The sequence below is a fragment of the Flavobacterium arcticum genome, assembly GCF_003344925.1.
Classification (GTDB): Bacteria; Bacteroidota; Bacteroidia; order Flavobacteriales; family Flavobacteriaceae; genus Flavobacterium; species Flavobacterium arcticum.
On record NZ_CP031188.1, the window covers coordinates 1,336,724 to 1,362,732 of the forward strand.

Below are 26,009 nucleotides of genomic sequence, written 5' to 3' on the forward strand. Positions count from 1 at the left end.
TAGTAGTTTACGATTCGCTTATTGCTTTTACATGAGTTGCTAAAAGTGCAATGCCCACACCAAAAACAGCTATAATGGCAAATGATACCCTTAAGCTGGTAGCTTGTGCTACATAACCTGTAACGGGAGGACCAAGCATAAAGCCAAGAAAACTAACACCCGAAATAGTTTGTAAAGCAATACCTGGAGGTATGCCTGGTCGCTTACCAGCAACACTATATATTATAGGGATAACACCCGATACCCCAACGCCCACCATCATAAAGGCGAGAGTTGCAGTAATAAGGTAGGGTAGTAGTACAGCACTTAATAACCCAATGGTTATAAGGCAGCCACTTATTTGTAGTACTCGTTTTCGTCCTAACTTTCTAATGGCAACATCGCCAAAAAAACGTCCTAATGCCATCATTATCATAAATGATGCGTAGCCTAAAACCACTAGAGCCCCTGGTGCTTTTACTACCTCTTTAAAATAAACACCACTCCAGTCAAACATTATACCTTCGCTTAGCATACAACAAAAAGACATTACCCCAAGCCACATAAGCACGTTGTCTGGTTTACTGAATAGTTTGCTTTTTTGCGGTAATGGTTGTTTTTTTACTTTAACAAGGTGCTTGTAGTTTACTAGTATTACTATGAAAAGTAATAGCGCTACCATAACAAAATGGATAAAAGGACTTGCTCCTAGTCCCATCATTCCTAGTCCTATTAATGCGCCTGTAAAGCCCGCTATACTCCACGCCCCGTGAAATGCCGACATGATAGGTCGTCTAAAAATGCCTTCGGTATAAATACCCTGTGTATTTACAGAAATGTTAGTAAGATTGCTAGATACACCAAAAAAGAAAAGAATAAGCGATAAATGCCAACGCTCAGTACACAACCCAAGCGCTACAAGACTAAGAATATAGGCTGCTAACCCAATAAGCACTGTTTTATGGCTACCATACTTAGTGGCAAGCCTTCCTGAGAATGGCATAATAGCCAGTTGCCCAAAAGGTATGGCAAACAGTACTGTACCCAAATCGGCATCGGTAAGACCGAGCGATGTTTTAATATCAGGGATGCGGCTTGCCCAAGTGGCAAAACAAAGCCCCATAGCAAAATAAAGCAACCCCACCGCCCAGCGTATGCGGTTGAGGTAATCTGTTTTTGCTTTGCTGTAGCCTTTTTTATTAGGCAGGTGTTCCTTAGTATTATTCTCCTGCATTATGCTCTTTTAATTTTTTATAATTACCATGCGCTTTCTTGCGTAAGGAACTCAATCTGTTCGGGTGTTATAGGTAATTTGGGTGCGTTTATAATACTGTTTAGCTGTTTTAGGCTGGTGGCGCTCACTATAGGTGCAGTAATAGACTGACGGTGTATAAGCCATGCCAATGCTACTGTTGCTTGTGTAGTGTTTAGTTCATGAGATGTTTTGTCTAGTGCAGCGAGTATTTTTAATCCGCGTTCATCTAAGTACTTGTCCATGCCACCGCCACGAGGACTTTTACTAAAATCATCTTTACTACGATATTTTCCAGTAAGAAAACCACTAGCGAGAGAAAAATAATTGAGTACGCCAAGGTTGTTGTCTAAACAGATTTGTTCTAATCCGTTTTCAAATTTATCACGATCGTATAAATTATAATGTGGCTGAAAAGTCTTGTAAATAGGTAATCCTTTTTCGGTGGCGATATTTAATGATGCTGTAAGTCTTTCAGGCGAAAGGTTAGATGCTCCTATGTGGCGTATTTTACCTTCTTTTATCAGTTGTTGGTAGGCTTCTAATGTTTCTTCTATAGGAGTGTTTTCATCATCAAAATGGGTTTGATACAAGTCTATATAGTCTGTTTGTAGCCTTGTGAGTGAATCATCAACCGCTTGCAGGATACGCTTTTTAGAAAGTCCCTTTTTACCCTCACCCATATCATAACCTACTTTTGTAGCAATGATAACGTTGTTGCGATTTTTTCTTTGCTTCATCCAGTTACCAATAACGGTTTCCGATTCTCCACCTTCATTACCATCTGCCCATCGCGAATAGGCATCGGCAGTATCTATAAAATTAAAACCTTCGCCTGTAAAGGCGTCTAGTATTTCAAAGGATGTTTTTTCGTCTATTGTCCAGCCAAATACGTTACCTCCAAATGTTATAGGGTAAACATATAAATCGGTAGTGCCTAATTGTCTTTTTTTCATTTCTATTTAATATTACAATTCAACAACTTGTTTTAGTGCGCTACTTTCTTGTACAGCATCTATTATTTTCATTACCTGTACACCTTCGGCTGCGGTAACAGGCTCATCAGTGTTATTTATAATAGAGTTATATAAACGCTCAAAAAGCTCACTATAATTACCTTGCTCTGTTGGGGTTCGTTTTTTTACTACTTCGCCATTAATTTCGGTATGGAGTAGTCCTTCTTTATCTTTAGGTTCTGTACCCCAATCATTACTGTCAGGTGTTTTACCTTCTTTAAGCTCATCTTCCTGTACATCGGCACGGCTTTTTAAGAAACTTCCTTTTTTGCCATGTAATATGTAAGAGTGTATAGGTTCACGCATAAAAAAACCTGCTTTAACTCGAACTCTTTTATCGGTATAATATAAAACAATATCGAACCAATCGTCTATTTTAGAGTTTTCTCTAGTTTTCCTGATGTCGGCAAATACCGCTTTAGGATAACCAAAAAGCACTAATGCTTGGTCGATAATATGCGAACCTAAATCCCAGAGTACTCCCGCACCAGGCTCTCCTGTTTCTTTATGTGCTTTTGGGCTGAGGTTTGGGTTATAACGGTCAAAATGAATTTCGGCTTCTATAATATCGCCTAGCAGGTTTTGTTGCAATACTTTTTGTACTGTTTTAAAATCACTGTCCCAGCGGCGGTTTTGATATACCGTTAGTTTTAATCCTTTTTGCTTGGCTAATGTTTGCAGTTCTTCTGCCTCGGCAGCATTAGTAGTAAAGGCTTTTTCTACAAGTACATGCTTGCCTGCCTGTAATGCCTTTTTTGCATACTCATAATGAGTATTTACAGGGGTATTTACAACGACTAAATCAATAGTGTCGTTTAAAAGAGCTTCGATAGTATCGTAACTTTTTGTTTCAGGGTAGTCGTTTTGTATGTTTTTTGTGCTTCGTTCCCAGGCTCCTACGAGTTCATACCCATCATGTGCTTTTAGAAATGGTGCATGGAATACTTTGCCTGACATGCCGTATGACACGAGGGCTGTTTTTATTTTTTTCATTCTGTTTGCTGTTCTATATTTTTACCTTAACAGATAGTTTTAGGTATGGTAATACTATTGAGTCTTACTGCAATTGATGTATGATAATTTTTAACAAATGTAAAATTACTTACAAAAGTTGAAGTATGCTTACTGAACCTTATTATTAACAAACTTTTAAAACATAGGGCGATATATACTAAAAATAGTTGTAAGTAATCAGAAAACACTATTTTTGTGCGTTTATAAAAATTGAAACTAAAGAATGGATACATTTACACAGATAGCCCAATTGATTTTAATGTTATCAATATTGGTAATACTACACGAGTTTGGGCACTATATAACAGCTAAAATGTTTAAAGTAAGGGTAGAGAAGTTTTACCTTTTTATGGATGCTGGTTTTTCTTTATTTAAAAAGAAGATAGGCGAAACGGTTTGGGGTATTGGTTGGTTACCTTTAGGGGGGTATGTAAAGCTAAGCGGTATGATAGACGAGAGTATGGATACCGACCAAATGAAAACTGAACCACAACCGTGGGAGTTTCGTAGTAAACCAGCATGGCAACGTCTTATTATAATGATGGGAGGTATTATTGTAAATGTACTTTTAGCTTGGATTATTTTTACGTTTGTTTATTCTACTTATGGTAAAAACTATGTAGCTACCGAAAAAATACAAGAAAAGGGGCTTGCTTTTGGTACAATAGGTAAAAAGGCAGGTTTTAAGGATGGTGATAAAATTTTGAGTGTAGATGGTAAATACCAGCCTAGGTTTGATAGAATGATACTAGATGTGCTGTTAGGCGATGAGGTGACTGTAGAGCGCGATGGTAAGCCTGTAAGCATACACCTTACTGATGAAAGTATAAAAGAGATATTAGATAAAGAAGGGCGTAGTTTTATTCACCCGATGGTAACGACTACTTATATAGATAGCATTGTGCCAGGAGGTAATGCAGAAAAAGCAGGGCTTAAAAAAGGCGATAGCATAGTAGGTGTCGAGGGGATGCCGCTTAAATATAGAAGCCAGTTAAACGAGCAGGCATACGAGCATAAGGGAGGAAAATTAAACCTTGCTATAAAACGCGGAAATGAGCCGCTTACTGTTACTACTGCGGTAGACTCGCTAGGTATAATTGGTATTTCGCAAAAAGTCCCTTCGGGCATAGATTATTTTGTTAATGAAGAGTATAGTTTTTTTAGTGCTATTCCAGAAGCAATGGATGAGTCATATAACTTAATTATATATAACATTAAACAGTTTAAATTAATACTTCGCCCAAGTACTGGAGCATACCAGCACGTAAGTAGTGTAGTAGGAATTGCGAGTAAGTTGCCTACCACTTGGGATTGGGAATTTTTCTGGAAGTTTACAGCACTATTTTCTATAGGACTTGCTTTTATGAATATACTACCTATTCCGGGTCTTGATGGTGGTCATGCCATTTTTACCATCGCAGAGATGATTACAGGACGTAAATTAGGCGATAAGGCTGCGGGCGTAGTACAAACAATAGGTATGGTTATATTATTAACACTCATGGTGTTAGTTTTTGGTAAAGATATCTACCAGATAGTAATGAAAAATTTCTTCTAAAATTTTCACGAATTTGTTTGTGAAAATTAAAAATGGTTATATATTTGCACCGCAATAAAGGCGATATGTTTTAGTACTTCGCACGTTAATAAAAACATAATGTAATTACAACCGAGTTTCGGTAACAGTTACAAAACAATATACAGTTTCCTCCTTAGCTCAGTTGGTTAGAGCATCTGACTGTTAATCAGAGGGTCCTTGGTTCGAGCCCAAGAGGGGGAGCATTGAAGGAGAAGCCTTTACAGCAATGTAAGGGCTTTTTTCTTTTAGCTAAGTGTACTTCTTAAGTGTACTCCGAAATTTTCACATTACTTTTTATCTATATTTGTTCTGCAAACTTCTTAACGTTTGCTAATGACCAAACTTTATGGGGACAAGTAAAATAGAACTTAAATCAATCAATGACTTATTAAAATTCGAATTTTTAATCCCATCGTATCAAAGGGGTTATAGATGGAATAAAACACAAGTCGTGGATTTACTCAATGATATATATGAATTCATTCAGAACAAAGAGAGTAAATCTCAACTCGTGGGTGATTTCTATTGCCTACAGCCTGTTATTTTAAATAAAGTGACCGAACTTAACTTTAGGCTGATTGATGGCCAACAGAGGCTTACTACGATTTATATAATATTGGTTTATTTAGAAAAAAAGAGGTTTTCACTCGAATTCGAAACACGTGAAAAAAGTAAGACCTTCTTGAATAATATATCCGAGGACATCAACAATGAAAATATTGATTTCCATCATATCAGTAAAGCCTTCGCTATAATAAAAAAATGGTTTGAGGAAAAAGAGGAAAATGAATCTACGATTAAAGAGGAGTTCTATATTAATTTAGGAAAGTACACTAAAGTGATTTGGTATGAAATCGAAGATAATGAAGATGAAATTGAAGTTTTTACAAGAATTAACAGCGGGAAAATACCGTTAACCAATGCTGAATTAATTAAAGCATTATTTCTGAATAGTAAAAATTTTGCTACTGCAGAGAAATACCTTAGGCAGATTGAAATAGCAAAAGAATGGGATGAAATTGAGTTGACCCTGCAAAACGATGAATTTTGGCATTTCTTAACCAAGAGAAAAGAATATCCTACAAGAATCGAATTGTTATTTGAAATTTTTTCAACCGAACCGATTAAAGACGAGTTTTCAACTTACAGGTTTTTTGCTAAACAAAAACTAATAACCAATCTTTGGGCTGAGGATAGTGAAAACATCAAAAAAATATTCCTAAGCTTAAAATATTGGTTTGATAATAGAAAACTGTTTCACCTTATCGGATATTTAATTTCAACCGATACTTATTCAGTCGACGGCATTTACAAACTTTTTAAAGGTAAAAATAAGAGCCAATTTGTGGATGATTTATTACTGAAAATCAAGTCAGATGTTAACGTTAATAAAATCGAAATATTAGACTATAGTAATAATTACGCAGAGGTTTTTAAAGTGTTGCTTTTATTTAACGTGGCTACGATATTAAATAACTCGAACAGCTATATTCGATTTGCGTTCGACAAGTTCAATAGAGAAAATTGGAGTATAGAGCATATTCATGCCAAAAAGGATAAGGGGTTGCAAAGTACTGATTCAATAATAGGATGGCTTAAAGATGTGCAAAAGCAAATCAAAGCAATTGACGTAAAAGATAAAGAACAATTGCAAAAGAAAAAAAATAAGATTATTCTTGAGACCCAAAGATTATCTAATCTTTCCAAAATAACTAAGGATGATAAGGAGTTTCGTTCTGTTCAAAATATCATTTTTGAGTTTTTTGGACAGCCCGACGTTGATACAATTGATAATTTAGCCCTCCTTTCAAATAGTGTTAATTCATCTCTTGGAAATAGTTTTTTTCCTCTCAAAAGGAAATTATTATTAGAAAAAGATAAGAATGGTGAATTCATTCCAATCTGTACAAAAAATGTCTTCCTGAAGTACTATAGCCAAAATGCTAATGATTTATTCTTTTGGAATAACACCGATAGAATTGATTACGTAAAGGAAATTAAATCAGTAATAAAAAACTTCTAAAATGGAAAATTTCAAAAACGTTGCTGAAAAATATAAAATCCAAATTCCTATTATTCAAAGGGATTATGCTCAAGGCCGAATGGACCGTAGAGCGTCAAAAATTAGAGAAGGGTTTCTAAACTCGATAGCTGAGGTCCTTGGAAAGAGTGACGAACTACATCTTGATTTTATTTATGGAAGCGTAAAACAAGATAAATTTATTCCTCTTGACGGCCAACAAAGACTTACAACCTTGTATTTACTCTATTGGTATTTTGGGAAAAAGGAGGAGAAAGAAATTGACTACCTTAAAAACTTTACGTATGAGACTCGAGCCAGTTCGAGGGAATTCTGTAGTAAACTTGTTGACAGTAGTATAAACTTTTTAGACACGAGCATTAGTCACCAAATTAAGGATAGTAGTTGGTTTTTGGCATATTGGGAAAATGACCCATCAATCAGAGCAATGTTAAACATGATTGACGATATCCATCAGAAGTTTAATGATAAATCATATTACAATAATTTAGATAAAATCACTTTCAACTTTTTTGAATTGGAAAAATTCGGCCTTGACGACGACCTTTATATTAAAATGAACGCCAGGGGAAAATCGCTAACTGAGTTTGAAAATTTTAAGGCAAAATTCGAAAAATATTTAATTCAATTTGATAACGACTTATACCTCGAATTCTCTCAGAAAATTGACAATGAGTGGACAGACTTTTTTTGGAAGTATGGCGTAAATGATAAAAGTTTCCTCATAGATAGATTCTTCATGAATTATTTCGGTTATATCACAGAGATGATTTATTACAGCAATAATAGGGACACTTTAACAGAAGAAAGCGATTTTGAACAAATAAAGTCTTTATATAGAACTAGAGAACAAATTCAATTTTTGTTTAAATCATTAGATAGGTTACCGTATGTCGTGAGTTGTTTTGGCGAGTTGTTTTGCACTCAAAAATACGAAGTAAATAAGGTTTGCCTTTTCGATGATGATTATAATCTTTTGGAAAAAATTATCATAGGGCAGCCAGTGAACATTCAACAGAAAATACTCCTGTACATTATCGTAAATCATTCTTTAGGGTCAGAATTGGATAATAATTTAAAAGACTTGCTGAGGGTTGCTCGAAATTTAACTTACCGAATAAAGCACTTAAAAAATGGATTTATTTACTACACCAATGATTTATCATTTGAAAACATTCAATCTTTATTAATTTTTTTTTTAGAGCTTATCAATAAAGAAGTGTATTACGAATTGGTTAATAATGATTTTGACAGGACAAATACTGGTATAAGCGAATCTTCAATACAATTTGAAATTGATAAGGCTGAAATAATCCAGCAAGACCCTAATATTAAAGATGAAATATTTCGACTCGAGGACTTTAAATATCTCAAGGGCGATATTCATAACTTACTATCTTCAGACATCACTGAGTTGCACTTTTATGGTAATTCAATTCGAGAAATATTTGATAACAAAGACAGTTTAATAATTAGGTCCTTACTTACAATTGATAACTATTCATTGAACATCGGTTGGACAATTTTAGGCGATAAATTTTATTTTGGAAACGTGAACAACTGGGAAGTTATACTTACTGCCCCTAACAAACAAAGCTTTTATAAAAGCTATTTCGAATCCTTTAAATTGAATAACAATTCTTTGAATGCTGTTGTTTCATCTTATTTAAAGACAAATACAAATAACGATTGGCGATATTACTTTATAAAGTATCCCGAAATGACATCATCGATTTCCGATTTATCAAAAGACAATAACATATTTTCTTGGAATGGTCAATACTCACTTGAAAAAATGGGGGGAAGCAATTTAAATGCATACCATCAAAATCCTTACATTACAACAGTCGCCAAAAAGCTAGGAGAGCAGTCATATATTGTACAATACGATTCATTTAGTTATTTAACCTGTAAAGAATTGGAAGTTTATTCCAAAGGTGAGGGCTGGTTGATTTACAAATTTGACAAAGACCTTTTCGGCGATTTAATTCCAAGTTACAAACTCGTGGAAAAAAAAGATTACTTTTTGTTGACTGAAAATGAAGATAAAGATAGAATTGAAATTTTGTGCGAGTTTTTAACTGACGTGAAAGAAAGGGCTACTTAATTTGTCGGTTCCCTACAGTCCATTAATTATCCCTAAATGGGTCGTTAATAGTTCAAAGTAACTTGAAAATTGTCTTAATTTGGTCTACAACAATAACCATTTGTGACATCGTTAGCACCTGTTTGTAAAAATAATTCTTTCAAAATTGGCTATTTTGGTAGTGTACAGCCCAATTATTCTGATTGATGCACGTGTTCTCCCTCCTTGAGGGCGGGTTTTTTAAGAAATGTAAAAGAGGCTTTGCCGAATCCCCTCTTACTAATACCTTTTTTACGCTAAAGCATGAAGTCATTCGGATGGTCTCGAAAATTCCAGGAATATTTTTTTGGGCAATTTTTTGAGAATTTCCCCATAGCAAACTATTTATAGAAAAGAAAGATATGAAAATAATATTAACGGTTGACCAGCTAAAAAGGATATTAGCAAGTGAGCCAGTAAAACTACCAATCCTTATAAAAATGGATAAGATAAGCAAAATGGAGTTTCAGGAATTATCACTACTGATAAATCAGAAAAAGAAGGACTAAACCCCAATAGCAAACTATTTTTTAAAATCTAATAATTCCGAAATAGTAATATCCAGACCCTCGCATATTTCTAACAAATAAATGTATGTAGGGTTAAATTCCCCTGTTTCTACCTTATGAATGGATTGCTGATCCTTAAATACTATAGCTCCTAATTTAGCTTGCGAAAGCCCTTTAGCCATTCTCAACTCCCTTATCTTGCTCCCTAGCTTCAATAATTCTACTGACTTATCCATTACTCCTAATATTTAGAGCCAATGTCAGATTTCAGCTCAACATTTTTAACATACTATAGTATGTTATTCGGCCTTTTTATATATGTTTGCGGTTAGTAACCATAAAATATCAACTAATGAGAAAACAATTGTTCTTTGCACCCGTATTAACCATTATGCTATTCCTAACCGCCTGTTCAGGTGGGGACGATTCACCAGCGCCAGTACAAAACACCGACACAACCCAACTGCTAGGCAAGTGGAAAATATATAAAGCCGAATATGAAAATTCAGAACCTGTACTGTATGAATCCAACGGCGCCTGCGGCCGTGAAATCCTAGAGTTTCAGAATGATGGTGAAGTAAGTGAGACCTTATATATAGATGATGATTGCCAGTTTGGCGGTTCGGGAAGCTATTCATGGTGGGTACTGGAGAATGGTGCAGTTGCCATGGGTGCGCAGAACAGCTACCATCATATTATTACGGTTAACGGCAATGAACTGATGGTAGATGCAACGCAGGAGGCTGGATACAAGAAATATTATAATAAGTTAAATTAGAGGCCATGAGCATTAAATTTAAATTACTGGCAGCCCTACTCCTTTTTATAGGGTTCACCCTTGCCGAAAAGTATTATCATTTCGATGGCAGCAAACAAAGCAGCAATTGTACAGCTGATGTAGCCTCTAATAATGCAACGGAACCCGAATCCAGTACAGAAGAAAAGAATATTGAGATAGGCCAGAAAATAAAGCGAAAAACCTACTATAATTATGAGACAGAGGACGGCAACAGCATAACGTTCTCAGCGTGGGGCAAAACCAACCATGGCGCTTGCACCTTTTCAGAAGGAAGTATACTTAAAGACAATGTTTGCAGGTTTACTTATTCATATATAATACAAAACGGGCAAATCTATGCTAAGTTTTCCGATTCTGACTGTGAAGGGCGCAGCACAAACGACAGGACATTTTATTATGATGAATCAAGGGACATTATCTCAACCGTAGTCAACGGCCAGACATTTGAATTCGCTCCCGATGGCAGCCCTCATCTAAAGCGTGGTCGGCGAAATATGGAATCCCTATCAACTACTAAATATTCAGAATCTGATTCCTATGAATCTGAATCTGGCTACACAACTGGAAGCAACGGCAGGATTTATGAAAATGCGGCATGCTCTCTCTGCGGTGGGACAGGAATTGAAAAGAATCACAGTTCAATGAGCAATGAGTATGGAAGGGTTTGCCCCCAATGTGACGGCAAAGGGCATCAGGGCTATTAATAAATTATAGACCCCTATACCTCACACCAAACCAGTAGCGGGATAAGATAATAACAGATAAAGCGGCGTAATGCCGCTTTATCCTTTTAAGAAATAATCTGTCACGCCAGCCCCTTCAGGAGATGTGCCACAACATCAACGGTAAAAGCAAGCCCCAAGGTTTTTAGCTTTTCGGTCTTTGAAACACCAGCAACGCCGTTAACATAATCCTCAGGGACTGTCATAAGCCTTGAATATTCCCTGATGCTGGGGTGACGGTAACACCCGTTTGGAAAATCCAACTCATCGGTAACGCTATGGGCTTTGCCTTTATATCCTGAATCGGCTAGTATCGAGGGATACCTAGCTAACTTTTCTTCCGTTGGCAGTTTAGCAAAATCCTTATTCTTATAAATGATATTACCGATATTCATTTTGTAATGCCTGAAAATCCCATTCGTCAGGGTTACATTTCCAGACAGCAACACATTAGCCTTATCACAGTCCACATAACCATTTTCCAGTATGTTGGCATAATTGATGACGGTAGGCTCAGGAACTGTTACATGGGGAATGTTTGTCCAATACAGCCTTCTCCTGTGTGCTGGAGCCACCAGTGCCGAATCTATCTTCAATAGCTGGACATCATCATCAAATATTCTGGTTAGCTCTTCGGTTATTTTATCCCTGTCTGCCGTCCTCATGCTAGCTACGTTTTCCATCAGGAAATACAGCTTCTTATGGTATGGCTGGAATACATATACTTCCTTTAGTATCCCTCATAGAACAGCCTTGATTCAGAGCCTTCCAGCCCTCGCCTGTCAACTGGGTTGATAGATGAAAGGTTAGTACAGGGCGAGCCGAATACCACCAAGTCAATCTCATCGGCCAAATCCAATCCGTTGATATTTCTTATATCGCCCAACTGGATAAAGTTAGTGTCAGCACCATAATGATGCTCTTGGATTTTCAGGGCAGATTTGTCAATCTCTGAACTGTAATACTTATTTATTTTGACACTCGCTCTCTCTAGGGCGAGCTTAGCACAGCTTATCCCATCGAAGAGGGATAGCACATTAATTCCTTTTTCATTTTCTGTCATATTTACCGTTTAATTGATAAATATTCCGCCGTGGGGAAAAAGACAGATTATGAGGTGGGGAAAATGAATTAATTTTTAGAAATGCCCTATTGGCAGGGCTTTCCATTAAAAAAATATTGAAAAAACTGGCACAGGAAATTATTTCCTCGTATCCTCGTGGCATATCCAGCGGATTCCAAACGGATGTTTATGGTCCGCTATACAATTAAAAGAAAACATTATGAAACGATTTGTCGCATATTTCAGGGTGAGCACATCAGAGCAGGGAAAGTCAGGTTTGGGTCTGGAAGCCCAAAGAACAATGGTAGAAAATTACATCAATAGTAATAATGGAATTATATTAAATCAGTTTACGGAAATTGAGACAGGTACCTCTAAAAGGAGAAGGACAGAGATTTACAAGGCCATTGAATTTGCCAAACAAAATGATGCTATACTAGTAATCGCAAAGATAGACCGCCTTGCAAGGAATGTTTACTTTGTTAGCTCGCTAATGGAGGCTGGAGTGGAGTTTGTAGCTTGTGATTTACCACAGGCAACCAACTTCACCATCCATCTGTACGCCGCTTTGGCAGAGATGGAAGGCCGCCTTATATCGGAGCGTACTAAAAATGCGTTGGTCGAAAAAAAGAAGCGTGGCTGTAAGTTGGGCACACCTGAAAACCTGACTGATGAAGCTAAAGCAAAGGGAATACAGGTAATCAGGCAGAAGGCAGCCCAAAATAAAGCAAACGTACAGGCTACGGCTTTGATTGTAGAGTACCGAAGCAAAGGGCTAAGCTATGATAAGATTGCTGCTGCCCTTAACCAACTGAATTTCGGTACTTCACAAGGGAAAAAGCATAATTCTACAAGTGTAAGGCGATTATTTTTACGAAAGAGTGATTTACAATTGCAGTAGTTGTACTCAATCTGATTAATTCATATCCTGTCTCTCCGTGGGAAAAGAATAGGTAATTGCTCTATATATATCCTTTTCGTATCGGCCCTTTATTGAATAACCTTTTTTAGGGTTTTGCAGTTGTAGAAATCTATACAAATCTTGTTCAGTTTTTAACTTAAGCCGTTCTTTTAATGCTTTAATCGTGGGTTTATGGTCTCCTGTAATTGAAATCACTCTACGCCCCCAAGATATTAAAAACGAATCTTGATTAAAAGATTTGTAATATTTGTGTCCAAATTGTTTCATAACGGATGTAAGTTCTCTCTGTAAACTGGACGGACTTATGCGGTTTCCGCGATTAGTCCTAAAAAGTGGTAGAGAATTGTCATATCCATATTTGAAAAAATAACGTTTGAATGCTGATTCTATAGTTTTACTTAATACAAGTTTGTGGTTACAAAACATAATTGCCTCTGGATTGAGACTATCTTTTTTAAAATAAACATCAGAACTTTCAATCTTAAGCAATGCACTCATTTTTATTCCATTGTGAAGGCTGAGCAACATTAAGCATTGCATTGCCGCATCTCTCTGACACTCAAAAATAATGTCCTCAAGGAATTTATTTAAATAAATAAAGCTTTGGAAAGCGTAGCCATTTTCAAAATTCCTACTTTCAAGGTATAAGTACTCTTGTCCATATAGATTTAAATTTTCCAAATTAAAAACTGTTGGTTTGTCCATGCATAGCAAATAAAGAACTTCATCATTAGATTTCACCCTGAAATGACGGCGCAACTGTCTTGACGTTTCTTTATTAAAACCACAAACCCTCACAACTTGTCTTCCAAAAGTGGCTTGAAAAAAATAATTAAAGAGTGTTATATCCATGGGGTGTCCTTCTTGACAGTATATTGAAAAGTGCTTTTGTTCTATAGATAAAAATGCATGAAGATAAAACAATGCGTTTTCAGTTTTATGAGCAGGAAATAATAGGGATGTCATCTTGGGAGATAGAAATCCTTGAACATACAGTGTTTCTATTTTTACTTGTATTATAGGATGGATGTAATTAGCATATCTTCTTACAAACAGTTGTTCTTTAGCTTTAACGCCATCAATACCCCCAACGTCTAAAATATCCTCCCATCTTAACTTATTGATTTCGGAAATTGGAAGTCCTGTTGATAGAATAACTATCAGCAGGAGAATACGGTAATTGTCATTCCATTCAACAGTTTTTTGTAGAACAGGTAGCTCTAACGCCTTGTTTATCAATATATCGAACCTGTCAAGTAGTAGTATTTGCGCCATTTTTAAGTGTTTTAGGACTTTTATCAAAAATTTAGAACTCGAAATATAGTGCTAAGTTACTGGTATAATAATGATTTAGGGCTATGCGCAAAAATAGGATATTTTGGGTAGCTTTTATTTATGGGGCTTTTTTGACTCTACCTTTGTCCTATCAAAATCACAGTTGCAACGGGATTTTAAATATTAATCTTAAAAACAAACAGTATGAAACATCTTGAAAACAATCCCGAAACCTTTGACTCCATAATTCTGCATTTAGAAACAGTAATCGAAATAATGGATAAAAATGAACTACACTATGGAAGGTTTATCATTTATGATATTATGTGCCATGGTGCCTTTGGACTGCTATTCCAATTGGAGATAGATTATAGTGAAAGGCCATCAAACCTTGAAGCGGAATGTGATAACCTCTCCAATGAAATCCGTGATTTATTTGAAAATGATGAGGAAGCAATTTATGATTTTGTAGAGCAAACCCTCGACGGATATTGTTTATGATACATTTTTGGATACAATGGAGAAGAAAACCCCTTAAACGCTAGCGAATGTAAACTCCTTTTATTCTTGCGATAAAATGTAATCCTCAGCCACTAAATACCAAAACATATGGATACCAAAAATTCGGTAAATACCCTAAGCGGGACTCTTTATGCTTAAAAATACCCAACTATTTAAGTTGCACACAACAGTCATTTAAAAATGTAGGTCAGCTATTATCTAAAACAACAACTATGGAAAATAATTTAAAGAATAATTTAGAAATAATGTGCCAGCGATTCACGGATAAACTGGAAAGCCTTTTAAGCAATTACCCCGTTGGAACATGCTATTTAATTGGACATTGTATGGCAGAAGGATTGATAAGGGCAGGGTATACAGCCAGGAAAGTTACAGGCACTGTAATATTTAAGGACAAGAATGAGAAAAATATTATTTATGGCAAATCGATTTCAAAAGGAAAGAATATCGGAATTTATCATACATGGTGTGTTTTAGAAATCGATACCCAAACGATTATTATTGACCCAAGTTACAAATACAACAAAATCGCAATAAGGGAATACTACGGTACTAAACCCAATAAAAACATTCATGACTTTATAATTACTGATAATGCAAACCAGTGGTTGCATCGTTATTCAGAAGATTTGAGTTTAAATGGTTTTTCGACAAAATGTTTGCAAAGCGTAGACCACTCATTAATCAATCAGCTTGTTGATGAGGTTAAAAATTCTTCTTCGGAGTTACTTGTGGACATTCAAACTTTTGTTTAGCAATGCCTATTCTATTGGAGAGGAGAATGTACCTAGCAGAGTTATCTCCTTTAATAAACAAAAGGGACGTGAGAAGCATTCGTAAATGGTGTGTGAAAAACCAACTCCCGATTTACAGGGATTCATCGGGTGAATTTGTTAATGAGAAAGAATTTGAACTAGCATACAACCTGCCTATAATATTAAGATTAAAAAACCAATTTGGTGATTATTGGCAAGATTATTACGAACTGTATCTGAATGGTAAATTACATGAGGCAATTACACTAAAACCACCTACAAGTAAAAAAAATATTAGCTATACTCCCAAAGGCAAATTAACTGCTAAAATTTTTGGAGAGTCCAGGAAATGAGTTATCCTCGCATTAAAACCGCCGTAAAAAATGAAATTACTTAAATACAAGAAGTTTACTGGACTGCATATCGTTTGCAAAAAATGTAACAAGCTCGTTGAGGTGTCTCAAACGCCATACAAAGGATGTAAGCACCCGATTGACAGGCAAAAGTATAAAGCAATTGTAAAGATTAATGGAGGCCGTAAAACAAGGGATTTAAACGCTGTTGAATATAATGATGCAGTAAAGGAATTGTTGGAGTTTAAAGATGAGTTATCAAGTCCGATAAAGTTTGAAATTCCTACTTCCAAAGTTGAGGTTGAATTTACTTTACTGACCGATTTTATAATAATGTATAGTGACTGGCTGGAAAATGTAGACGTTCCAAAGTACGAGCAAAAGTTGAGGTCAACAAAATATATCAAAGAGACTGTTGGGTATGTAATGAAGTTCATCGAGTTCTTGAAAAGAAATGGCCTTGACTTAGAGAAGCTAACCATATATCAAATCGATAAGTTTTTGTTGGGAGACTTCTATGAACATTTGGAAACTAAGATAAAAAGTCCAGCAACGTTTAACCATAATTTGAGAGCAATAAAGAACTTCTATAATTTTTTGGTTAATGAGAAAGAATTGCTGATTCCAAATATTCCAAAGAAAATGAAGTTGAAGTATGAGAATCCAAACCCCATAAGTATTGCTGACAAAGATTTTTTAGCCTTGCTTTCAAAGATTAATCCTGAGACCTCAATGGAAGTCCTCAAAAGTGGTGTAAGGAAGAATCGGTTTAGAACATACACTAAGGCAGGAATTGAACTGTGTGCCTACACGGGATTGAGATTGGAAGAAGTCACTTCTTTAAAATATTCAGACATTGTTGTCGATGAAAGTGGGGAGTTGGAGAGCTTAATTGGTACAGATTTAAAATTTGAGCGAGCTCATAATTGGGATAATACAAAAGCTAAAAAAGTTATATATATACCAATTTCACCTGAATTAAGAAGTCTACTGATTCGCTTAAATTATAAAGACAATCTTGGAATGAATAAATATTTGATTGCTGGCGATGAAAACATTAGCCGAAGTTCTTTAGCAAAGCAATTGAGCCATTCATTTACGTTCTATAGGAGACAAGCAGAATTAAGCGATGATTTTAGCATAAAACACCTTAGAAAGACATTTTTGACAAAGCTTCACCTGCAAACAGGTTTAACTGAATCAATGGGTTATCAAAAGACATCAAGTGTAGTTTTGAAAAACTATATTGATAAAAGAGCGGTTGTAAAGGAAGTTGCCAAAAGAGAGTTTTCATACTTCTAATGCCAAAGCCCTAACACAACCGAGGCAATTGAATAACTCAACGAGGTAATTACATAATTCTGCACGGTAATTGGAAAATTGCCAGCCTACCATTGGCAGATTACCCCATTATAAGATTATTAACTAAGATTAAAGATAAGAGTATAAATAATATAATTATAGTAAGGTAATTGTTAGATTACCTCCGTTTAGAATCCTTCTTCCAATTCTCATTTCTCATTCCTTTTTTACGGAATCAGTCCAAGGAAAGAATCTTTGAAGACTAAAAGCGCAAGGTAATTATTAAGTTACTCGGCATTAAACCATCATTTCCAAAAATCAATATACTTAAAAGGTACTCTTGTGGCTAAGCCTCTTAAGATTCCATTGCACCTACGAAAGCATAAATAAAAGTATCCCAAGGGATTAACTATTAAATACACTAATATGAATTTCACTTCTTTACACGATGCGTTAAGCAAAAACTTCATCAAGTCACTTCCACATCTTACACGATTAGATTTATCAGCCAACGAGATAAAGCTTATCGAATTAGTTTTATCATTTACTGAAAAGGGGAATGAGTTCTACATGAACTATTCTAACATTGCGGAGTATCTACATTTGGGTAACACTAAAAATAAGGCAAAGTCGGTTGGTAATATAGTCGCCAAGGCAAAAGCAAAAGGTTACATCACATCCGAAACTATCCATAATTTTAATGGGAAAAACGGAGGCTCTTCAGCTAATCTAAAAGTTAATATGATATTTTTGGAAAGCCAAATCCATGCGGCTTTCAATCCTGTTATTGCAAATGCCTCAGAAGTCCTAGTAAGCCCCTTACAGGAGCAATCGACAGAAGAGTCAGGGCTAGATGGTGAATCTGAAATAAATCGCTCTAAATCCCTTATAGACGAGTTGGCGGAATTAGATAAGCAGGATGAAGGTACTGGCAAGTACGTTGAATTAAAACCTGAGGTTGACAAGCCTGAAATATTTACGGACGATGCTGATGTTATAGGCTACAAAAGCATTGAAACCTTACCTGAATTTATGGTTTTGCTTAAACGATTGATACGCAAGGATAATATGAACGGTAAGAAATTAGCGATACAGTACATGATAGATAATCCAAAAGGTTGGAGTATTGATGAGATGATAGAGGCATTTGAGGCACTTGTCTTAGCGCCATCAAGCTTCTAAAGCTGGCGTGGTATAGTTTAATGTTTATCTTCATGGAATAAAACACCAGTTAAAATGAATAATCAAATACCGAACTTCAATGGATTCCCTACAGATAATTCCAGTTCAACCAATCTCAAGTACGACATTATTGCATCAAAGATGATGATAGGAATGAGAAATCATCAGATGCGGACGGCACCAGCACCAAATGTCGGGTTTGTATTCGAAATTATGGGTGCGGTGTTGCAGATGATTGTGGCTCTGGTGGTAATTCTGATAATTGGAATCACATTGATTTACAAGAAATTTTTCATTTAACCATGTGCCTCTAGGTGAATACAAAAAATAATTCTTAAGCACTATTAATAAAAGTATTCAACCTAAATTTATCTTGATTGCAAATATCTAGAAAAACATAATATTCATTATCTAATCAGAAAGAAAAAGCATATTTTTGGTAAATATTTATTTTACATCCTTCATAAACTATTTTTATAGATGGCTACAGCCCAACAATTAAAAACTTTAATTAAATCTCATTTTGAAGAAGGAGGAAATCGTTTTATAACTCTTTCACTTCAAATTGCTGCTCATGAGGCAAAGTTGGGACATACTGCTTTGGCAAATGATATTAGGAATTTGATTGATAATTCACAACCAATGATTCGTCAGTTGAAACCTTTGAATAGGGAATTAGAAGAATTGATTCTTGAAGTTCACGCAGATAGTAAATTGTCAGAGTTGATTGTTTCTGATGTTTTAAAAGATAGAATTCAAAAAATCCTAAATGAATATCGTAATAGTTCAAAATTGTTGAAATATGGTTTGGAAAACAGAAGGAAAGTACTATTGAGCGGACCTCCTGGCACTGGAAAAACAATGACTGCTTCCATTATCTCAAAAGAACTTGGCATTCCATTGTATGTAATATTGATGGACAAAATTGTGACAAAATTTATGGGAGAAACTAGTGCAAAACTTCGTACTGTATTTAACTATATAAAAGAAAACAAAGGAATTTACTTGTTTGATGAATTTGATGCAATTGGAGGTGAGAGAGGGAAAGACAATGATGTAGGTGAAATGAGAAGGGTTGTAAATTCATTTTTACAGTTCATCGAAATGGATGACTCTGAGAGCATTATAGTAGCTGCCACTAATAATTTTAAATTGCTTGACCAAGCATTATTTCGCCGTTTTGATGATGTTTTACTATACAATAAACCTAACGAAAAAGAAATAAAATCACTTATTGATAATAGACTAGCCAATTTCAAAGGAAAAATAAATCTTAAGAATGTTCTTACTCATTGTGAAGACTTAAGTCATGCGGAAATTTCAAAAGCGTGTTTTGACGCAATTAAAGAAACAGTATTATCCAACAATCTCAAAGTGAGTGAAGGTACTCTAATTGCCGCTCTAAAAGACCGCTCACATTTCTATAATAAAATCCTTTAAATAGTTATACTGTATGGCTCAATATTCGCATTTATTCCTTCCAGACATAAAAGAGTCCATACCTTATACTTCTAATGCTACTAGAGGACCACAGGCAAATATTCCAGATAGAGAGGTTGTTTCTCACAGTCAAAGACTGATTAGTATATTTGAAGGAATTTGGGGAGATACCCAGCATAATAGAGCTGAAAGGGAAGCGATTTCAGTAAGAAGTAAAGACGGAACTTATCTAGAATTCAAGAGTAGAGCGGGGTATGACTTGATAACAAAGAGTTTAGAAGATGTTAGACAAGGTGTTCGATTACTTAATGTTAGACAAACTGGGGAAAATGAAAATGAAGAAACTCTTTGTACTGTATATGTGCCCTCTGGAAAAGAGAATTTTTTCTTGCAAAAGATTACCGACTATGCCGATGCAAACAAACTCACTGTAGGTGGAAATCCGAAAAATAAAAAGCTAATAAATAGTATTGATGATATAAAAATTGCTTTTGTCGAGTCCCTTTGGACAGACCCAATTGAGTTATTACCAAATGAAACTCCATTATGGTGTGAAATATGGCTTAGACACAATAATGAAGATTCTCAAGCTATTATAGAAAATTTTCTATCATTACTTTCTGCAAGTGAAATTGAGTATAAAACAAATGTCATAAATTTTCCTGAAAGGTCTGTATTAATAGCTAAAGCTAATAGAAGTCAGTTGTCAGAAATAGTCTCGCAAACTGATTATTTGGCAGAGATAAGAATCGCTCAAGAGGCTGCAGGGTTTTGGACTGGTCAAACCAATAATGAGCAACAAGAATGGGTTGACGATTTACTACAAAGATTACAAATTGACGAGAACGTTAATGTTCGAGTTTGTATATTAGACAGTGGTGTGAACAATGGACATCCATTATTAGCGCCACTTTTAGAAGATGTGCATTGTTTAACAGTACGCCCTACTTGGCTTACAAATGACCATGAATCTGGAGGCGGACACGGAACTCTAATGAGTGGAATTGCAGCTTATAATAATATAGAAGAAATATTAGAATCAAGTGAAGTAGTTTCCCAATATCATAAATTATGTTCCGTAAAAATAATTCCTCCTCCTTCACAAGAAGGAAGTCCAATTGAGCTTTGGGGCGATATAACTTCACAGGCAATTAGCAGAACTGAAATTAACTTACCAGATGAAAGAATTGTATACTGTATGGCAGTTACATCATCATTGGAGATTGACAGGGGGAGGCCATCTTCATGGTCTGGTGCAATTGATAAGATTAGTTATGGTGAAACTGTCAAGAGGTTATTTATTATAAGCGGTGGTAATATTAGAAATCCATTAGATTGGAGTAGTTATCCCCATAGCAATTTGACCAGTTCAATACAAAACCCTGCGCAGTCATGGAATAGCTTAGTTGTAGGTGCTTATACTGATAAAGTTGAAATAAAAGATGATTCTTATTCATCATATACTCCTGTGGCATCAAAAGGATGTCTTTCTCCATTTAGTTCAACATCTTTTAGTTGGGAAAAAAAATGGCCAATAAAACCCGATGTTGTATTTGAAGGTGGAAATCTGCTAAAAAATGAAACTGACGAATATATTGATAGATATGACGATTTTGGATTACTTTCAACCGCTAAAAATCCAGTTGTAAGACAATTCGATACTATAAATGCTACAAGTGCAGCTACAGCAAAAGCATCATGGATGGCGGCGAAGATAATGTCTACTTATAAAGAAGCTTGGCCAGAAACTGTACGTGCATTAATAATACACTCTGCAGATTGGAATCAGGAAATGTTTGCCCAGTTTGACAAAAATTCTAATAGTAAAAGTGATATTAAAAACATATTGAGAATATTTGGTTATGGGATTCCGAATATTGACAAAGCTTTATTTAGTTATAATAATGCTCTTACGTTTATATCCCAAAATACAATAAAACCATTTAAAAAAGTCGGTTCATCGCATAAAACTAATGAAATGCACTTTTTTGAGCTTCCTTGGCCAAAAGATGAATTATTGGCCAACCCTGATATAGAAGTAACATTAAAAGTGACTCTTTCATATTTTATTGAGCCAGGAGTAGGTGAAGTAGGCTGGAAAGATAAATATAGATATCGCTCACATGGACTGTGTTTTGATGTTAATTCTGAAACTGAAGATGTATTGGCTTTTAAAAGTCGAATTAATAAAGCGATTCGTGATGAAGATGAAGGAATTGAATTTGATAGCGACAGTAGTAGGTGGAAAATTGGAATGCAAGGGAGAAAATCTGGTTCAGTTCATTCAGATTCATGGACTGGTACAGCGGCTCAGTTAGCTGCTTGTAATTTACTATCCGTATACCCTATTATAGGATGGTGGAGACAAAGAACTCATTTAAATATGACAGAAACTAGTACTAGATATTCATTAATTGTAACATTGGAAACACCTGTCACAAATATAGAACTCTATACTCCAGTTGAAGTAGCTATACAAAGTATTATTCCTATTGAAATTCCTATAGGTAATTAATTGAAAATAACACTAAAAATTTTGGGCATATAAGTTTTCCTTAGTTTTTTATTCTACTTAATGAGATTTATTTGAACCTTGTTAAAACCTCCGTAATCTTATAAAAAGTTTTTTAATTAAAACAATTCTTTAATCAGTATAAAAAAACCACTTCTTTGCATTTTGTGATTGATTGTATATGAATTTATTTGAAAATTTAAGTGTACTTATTAAGTGGAAAAATGTTTGAAAATGTGGATTTTTGAAAATTTGAGCAATTATAAATAGTTGAAGGTCAGCTTTGCTTTTTCCTATTCTGCCACTGTTAATCAGAGGGTCCTTGGTTCGAGCCCAAGAGGGGGAGCTACTAAAGAAAGGCTTTAAAAGGTAACACTTTTAAGGTCTTTTTTTATTTGCACGCAATTTGCACGCAAAAATGTATTAGACCGAATTTTAAAGTTAATGGATACTTTTAAAGACCAAAGTACCTAACAAGTAGTATAAATAATAGGTGCTTCATCTTAATCCTTTGTTTTATATTTATTAATATTCATTCCTAAAATAACAAAGTGATCATCAATATTGTTATGAAAATTCGAATTTAACTACCAGTAATTAGATTAAGAAAAAAAATTAAGCATAACCGTAATCATGTTTCTTTTTTTTGGAGTTGCAGTCAAATACATAAAAGCTTTAATATTTATTATCGTCAAATTTTTTCATAGATGCATATATGAAAAACTCTTATGTCGCGCAAGCGATTTTAAAGCTTGCCGCAATACATAAGGGATGAAAAAACTTCGCAATCGCAAGATCATGATTTAATATAAAACGGGTGATAAAACGGATTTTAGAAGTACTCACATTTGTTTCTACAATCATAATCATTGTTCAAACTTACTCCTAGAGGAGTTTGGTTTTTGAGAACCGAAATCCCAGCCTTTGCAGAGGTTTTCTTCATAGATGCATATTTAATCTATGTTTTAATCTATGTTTTATCTATTGCTAATAAGTGTATTTGTTTTACAATTTATAGAAATTTGAAAGAGAATTATTTGTAAAATTAAAACAAACTTTAGGAATGTTAAAGCAAAAGAAATTGAATTGTTTTTTACTACTATTATTGTATTTGTTCAATACTTCTATAGTATTTGGGCAGAGTGTAGATCCTGATGGTCCTGAAGGCCCGCCACCTGCACCTATTAATGAATATCTTTTATTATTAGTAGGAGTAGGAATTGTATTCTCTTGGTATGTATTAAAGAAGAATAGCTCTGTAATAATAGACAATAACTGATATACAAGCACTGAATTTAAACCAAATAAAATCTAAACATGTGAATTATAATAGTACATATTATTTAATATTTATCCTTTTTCTATCCTTAGTGTCAACACAGAATGCTGCCTCGCAGGGAGCCAACTTTAGTAATACTTGGATAGGTGAAAGTACTGAGATGTATATAAAATATACTGAAAATATAACCTTCGAAAATGTAAAGACTGACAGAAGTAGCGATTCCAGTATAATCTCTTTTGCATCACTATCTGGAACTACTAGTATTAACGGATACATAGACGGACGTGCTAAGGTTTACGAAACAGACAACTTGGTATTTCTGCCAACAGGTAATAATATAAGTTCGCCTGTCAAACTTACTAATGTAACGATATCTAATGAACCTGTTATGGCTCTCTATAATGAATTTTCTCCAGAAGATACCGATAGCTATGATACCGATATACTGATGGTTTCTGATAACGAACATTGGGCAATAAATAGTAATAACAGCGCAAATATCACTGTAAAATGGACAGAAGAAAGTGGTTATGGAAGTATTAGTCAAGCCTTAAGTTTAGACCTTGAAGATGTAACTATTGTTGCATGGAATGGCGAAAAATGGATAGTATTACCTTCTTCGGTGGATATTGGAAGTACACTAAATGAGGGGAGCATAACAACTGATGGGATAGTAGACTTTAGCTCATATAACCTATTTACACTAGCCTTTAAAAACGGCTGTATGCAGGTTGTAAATGCTACTGGAGAGGTTATTTATGATGGACTTTGGGATAGTTCCCCCGACGAGCTTACCACAGTTATTATAAATAGTGCACTTACTGTTACCCCAGAAACTTCTTTTGTAGCAAACAACCTTATACTTAATTCAGATATAACAATTACAGATGGTGCATACATTGATGTTTTAAAAGATGTTACAGGCGAAGGGACAATTTTTCTTACCTCTGAAAGTTCATTTGTGCAACGCGCTTCTTCAGCAGCAGCTCCACAAATAGAACTTACCAAAGAGACTCGTCCTTTACGAAAATGGGATTATGCCTATTGGGGAACACCAATACAGGAAAACTTTATTGACCAAATATCAAACGCTAAATCTCAAAGCTCTCAAGTAATAGCATTTGATGTAGCATATAAATATGTTTCTCAGGATGGAGATGGGGGGTCTTGGCAGAATCTTGATCAAATTATTCCTGGTAAAGGTTTTATTACCCGTATTAAAAATCAAGCTCCTTTTATAGATGATGAGTATAATGAAGTTATAGAGTTTCCTATAATTGGTACAGCAAATAATGGTACCATACAAGTAGAGCTAGGTAGCGCTACAACTGGCGCAAGGAGTTATAATTTGCTTGCAAACCCTTATCCTTCAGCAATAGATGCAGGAGAGTTTTTGAGGAGCAATTTAAATCTTGGAGGAGCCATTTATCTATGGACAGCTAATGAGTATAATAGTGCTGGAGCAGTAGCTGATTATGCAGTATGGAATCTTGCAGGAAGTGTAACTACTTTACCAGAAGGAACAAGTCAGGTACCTACAGGTTATATTTCTTCTGGGCAAGGTTTTATGGTAAAAGGGCTAACTAGCGAGGGCGTAGCGATGTTTACAAACTGTATGAGGGTTACGGGTAATAATAATAATTACTTCCGTACTAATGAAGATGAAAAAGACCGTTACTGGCTTAATCTTACCAATACAGAAGGTATTTTTAGCCAAATTCTGATTAACTATACTGAAGAGGCTACTTATGATTACGATCGCCTCTATGATGCCAACAGGAATAGCACTAGTACATCTCAATTATATTCATTTATTGAAGATTCAAAATATGCTATCAATAGTCGTCCGGAATTTGACGCGAATGACGAGGTTCCTCTTGGGGTATCTAGAACAGCAAATGATGGCAATATGTATACTATTACACTGCAAAGCCCCGAAGGGATATTTGCTACAAGCGATGTAACCATATACCTTCACGATATGTATCTTGATGAATATCATAATCTTAACCTGAGTGATTATAATTTCACTGCTGTTGGACTTCAAAATAATGACCGCTTTGAAGTAGTATATCAGAGTAGTTTACTAGGAGAAAATGATTTAATTAAAAATAGAGACATTACTATGAATATTAATAATTCACAATTCAATGTAAATGCTTCGGTAAATGTAAATAGTATCATTATTTATGATATAACGGGAAGAATGGTACAGGAATATGACGTGAAAAATAATATTACCTATAATGCTCCATTTAATCATTCCCAAGGTATATATATAGCCAAAGCAGTGCTTACGGACGGCAGTACTGTTACTCAAAAATTAATTAACGGAATATAAAGTACAATTTTTAATCTCTTTTAT

Annotated in this window: 24 protein-coding genes and 1 tRNA gene; 18 read left to right on the plus strand and 7 right to left on the minus strand. The window is 35.1% G+C overall.

Going from position 1 to position 26,009, the window contains the following annotated elements; genetic code table 11:
- Positions 1-7: 7 nt before the first annotated feature.
- From DVK85_RS06100 to DVK85_RS06110, 3 genes are read right to left on the minus strand one after another with little or no spacing between them, the layout of a single operon-like run.
- Positions 8-1,213: an MFS transporter gene (locus DVK85_RS06100; RefSeq protein WP_114677591.1), complete on the minus strand. Its 1,206-nt coding sequence runs from the start codon at positions 1,211-1,213 to the stop codon at positions 8-10.
- Between the two features lie 23 nt (positions 1,214-1,236).
- Positions 1,237-2,187 carry an aldo/keto reductase gene (locus DVK85_RS06105; protein WP_114677592.1) on the minus strand — a complete coding sequence of 317 codons (951 nt, stop codon included), beginning with the start codon at positions 2,185-2,187 and terminating at the stop codon, positions 1,237-1,239.
- A 12-nt stretch (positions 2,188-2,199) separates the two neighbouring features.
- Positions 2,200-3,240 carry a Gfo/Idh/MocA family oxidoreductase gene (locus DVK85_RS06110; RefSeq protein ID WP_114677593.1) on the minus strand — a complete coding sequence of 347 codons (1,041 nt, stop codon included), beginning with the start codon at positions 3,238-3,240 and terminating at the stop codon, positions 2,200-2,202.
- A 244-nt stretch (positions 3,241-3,484) separates the two neighbouring features.
- On the opposite strand from DVK85_RS06110, the gene rseP reads away from it, so the two are divergent.
- From rseP to DVK85_RS13545, 5 genes are all read left to right on the plus strand, one after another.
- Entirely contained in the window at positions 3,485-4,819 is a 1,335-nt protein-coding gene (gene rseP / locus DVK85_RS06115) for an RIP metalloprotease RseP (RefSeq protein WP_114677594.1), read from the plus strand.
- 148 nt (positions 4,820-4,967) lie between these two features.
- Positions 4,968-5,041, plus strand: a tRNA-Asn gene (locus DVK85_RS06120).
- Between the two features lie 145 nt (positions 5,042-5,186).
- Positions 5,187-6,863, plus strand: coding sequence for a DUF262 domain-containing protein (locus DVK85_RS06125; RefSeq protein ID WP_114677595.1), 1,677 nt, complete (start codon positions 5,187-5,189; stop codon positions 6,861-6,863).
- Between the two features lies 1 nt (position 6,864).
- On the plus strand, positions 6,865-8,988 hold the full coding sequence (locus tag DVK85_RS06130; protein ID WP_114677596.1) for a DUF262 domain-containing protein: 2,124 nt from the start codon (positions 6,865-6,867) through the stop codon (positions 8,986-8,988).
- Between the two features lie 380 nt (positions 8,989-9,368).
- Complete coding sequence (locus tag DVK85_RS13545; RefSeq protein WP_162845303.1) at positions 9,369-9,515, plus strand: hypothetical protein; 147 nt, start codon at positions 9,369-9,371, stop codon at positions 9,513-9,515.
- A gap of 14 nt (positions 9,516-9,529) precedes the next feature.
- Here DVK85_RS13545 and DVK85_RS06135 read toward each other — a convergent pair whose 3' ends face one another.
- A complete protein-coding gene (locus DVK85_RS06135) occupies positions 9,530-9,751 on the minus strand; it encodes a helix-turn-helix domain-containing protein (RefSeq protein ID WP_114677597.1) in 222 nt (73 codons plus the stop codon).
- Between the two features lie 116 nt (positions 9,752-9,867).
- Between DVK85_RS06135 and DVK85_RS06140 the strand changes: the two genes are divergently transcribed.
- Complete coding sequence (locus DVK85_RS06140) at positions 9,868-10,293, plus strand: lipocalin-like domain-containing protein (protein ID WP_127960558.1); 426 nt, start codon at positions 9,868-9,870, stop codon at positions 10,291-10,293.
- A 5-nt stretch (positions 10,294-10,298) separates the two neighbouring features.
- Positions 10,299-11,018: a hypothetical protein gene (locus tag DVK85_RS06145; RefSeq protein WP_114677599.1), complete on the plus strand. Its 720-nt coding sequence runs from the start codon at positions 10,299-10,301 to the stop codon at positions 11,016-11,018.
- Positions 11,019-11,119: 101 nt separating this feature from the next.
- On the opposite strand, the gene DVK85_RS06150 is transcribed toward DVK85_RS06145, so the two are convergent.
- Both DVK85_RS06150 and DVK85_RS06155 read right to left on the minus strand, forming a co-directional pair.
- A complete protein-coding gene (locus DVK85_RS06150; RefSeq protein WP_127960559.1) occupies positions 11,120-11,701 on the minus strand; it encodes a class I SAM-dependent methyltransferase in 582 nt (193 codons plus the stop codon).
- A gap of 65 nt (positions 11,702-11,766) precedes the next feature.
- Positions 11,767-12,099, minus strand: coding sequence for a DNA cytosine methyltransferase (locus tag DVK85_RS06155; protein ID WP_114677601.1), 333 nt, complete (start codon positions 12,097-12,099; stop codon positions 11,767-11,769).
- A gap of 220 nt (positions 12,100-12,319) precedes the next feature.
- On the opposite strand from DVK85_RS06155, the gene DVK85_RS06160 reads away from it, so the two are divergent.
- Complete coding sequence (locus tag DVK85_RS06160) at positions 12,320-13,000, plus strand: recombinase family protein (protein WP_114677602.1); 681 nt, start codon at positions 12,320-12,322, stop codon at positions 12,998-13,000.
- Between the two features lie 15 nt (positions 13,001-13,015).
- Here DVK85_RS06160 and DVK85_RS06165 read toward each other — a convergent pair whose 3' ends face one another.
- Complete coding sequence (locus DVK85_RS06165; RefSeq protein ID WP_114677603.1) at positions 13,016-14,296, minus strand: hypothetical protein; 1,281 nt, start codon at positions 14,294-14,296, stop codon at positions 13,016-13,018.
- A 204-nt stretch (positions 14,297-14,500) separates the two neighbouring features.
- Between DVK85_RS06165 and DVK85_RS06170 the strand changes: the two genes are divergently transcribed.
- The 10 genes from DVK85_RS06170 (at position 14,501) to DVK85_RS06215 (ending at position 25,985) form a co-directional block, all read left to right on the plus strand.
- Complete coding sequence (locus tag DVK85_RS06170; protein ID WP_114677604.1) at positions 14,501-14,797, plus strand: hypothetical protein; 297 nt, start codon at positions 14,501-14,503, stop codon at positions 14,795-14,797.
- A 233-nt stretch (positions 14,798-15,030) separates the two neighbouring features.
- The gene (locus DVK85_RS06175; protein ID WP_114677605.1) at positions 15,031-15,573 is read left to right on the plus strand and encodes a hypothetical protein; all 543 of its coding nucleotides are present in this window, start codon (positions 15,031-15,033) and stop codon (positions 15,571-15,573) included.
- Between the two features lie 68 nt (positions 15,574-15,641).
- On the plus strand, positions 15,642-15,926 hold the full coding sequence (locus tag DVK85_RS06180; RefSeq protein ID WP_127960560.1) for a hypothetical protein: 285 nt from the start codon (positions 15,642-15,644) through the stop codon (positions 15,924-15,926).
- Positions 15,927-15,956: 30 nt separating this feature from the next.
- The gene (locus DVK85_RS06185) at positions 15,957-17,228 is read left to right on the plus strand and encodes a tyrosine-type recombinase/integrase (RefSeq protein ID WP_114677607.1); all 1,272 of its coding nucleotides are present in this window, start codon (positions 15,957-15,959) and stop codon (positions 17,226-17,228) included.
- A 426-nt stretch (positions 17,229-17,654) separates the two neighbouring features.
- Positions 17,655-18,410, plus strand: coding sequence for a hypothetical protein (locus DVK85_RS06190; protein ID WP_114677608.1), 756 nt, complete (start codon positions 17,655-17,657; stop codon positions 18,408-18,410).
- A gap of 54 nt (positions 18,411-18,464) precedes the next feature.
- A complete protein-coding gene (locus tag DVK85_RS06195) occupies positions 18,465-18,710 on the plus strand; it encodes a hypothetical protein (RefSeq protein ID WP_114677609.1) in 246 nt (81 codons plus the stop codon).
- 180 nt (positions 18,711-18,890) lie between these two features.
- Positions 18,891-19,850: an AAA family ATPase gene (locus tag DVK85_RS06200; RefSeq protein ID WP_114677610.1), complete on the plus strand. Its 960-nt coding sequence runs from the start codon at positions 18,891-18,893 to the stop codon at positions 19,848-19,850.
- 13 nt (positions 19,851-19,863) lie between these two features.
- Positions 19,864-22,365: a S8 family peptidase gene (locus tag DVK85_RS06205; RefSeq protein WP_114677611.1), complete on the plus strand. Its 2,502-nt coding sequence runs from the start codon at positions 19,864-19,866 to the stop codon at positions 22,363-22,365.
- Between the two features lie 1,060 nt (positions 22,366-23,425).
- On the plus strand, positions 23,426-23,641 hold the full coding sequence (locus DVK85_RS06210) for a hypothetical protein (protein WP_114677612.1): 216 nt from the start codon (positions 23,426-23,428) through the stop codon (positions 23,639-23,641).
- 91 nt (positions 23,642-23,732) lie between these two features.
- Positions 23,733-25,985: a T9SS type A sorting domain-containing protein gene (locus DVK85_RS06215; protein ID WP_114677613.1), complete on the plus strand. Its 2,253-nt coding sequence runs from the start codon at positions 23,733-23,735 to the stop codon at positions 25,983-25,985.
- Positions 25,986-26,009 lie beyond the last annotated feature (24 nt).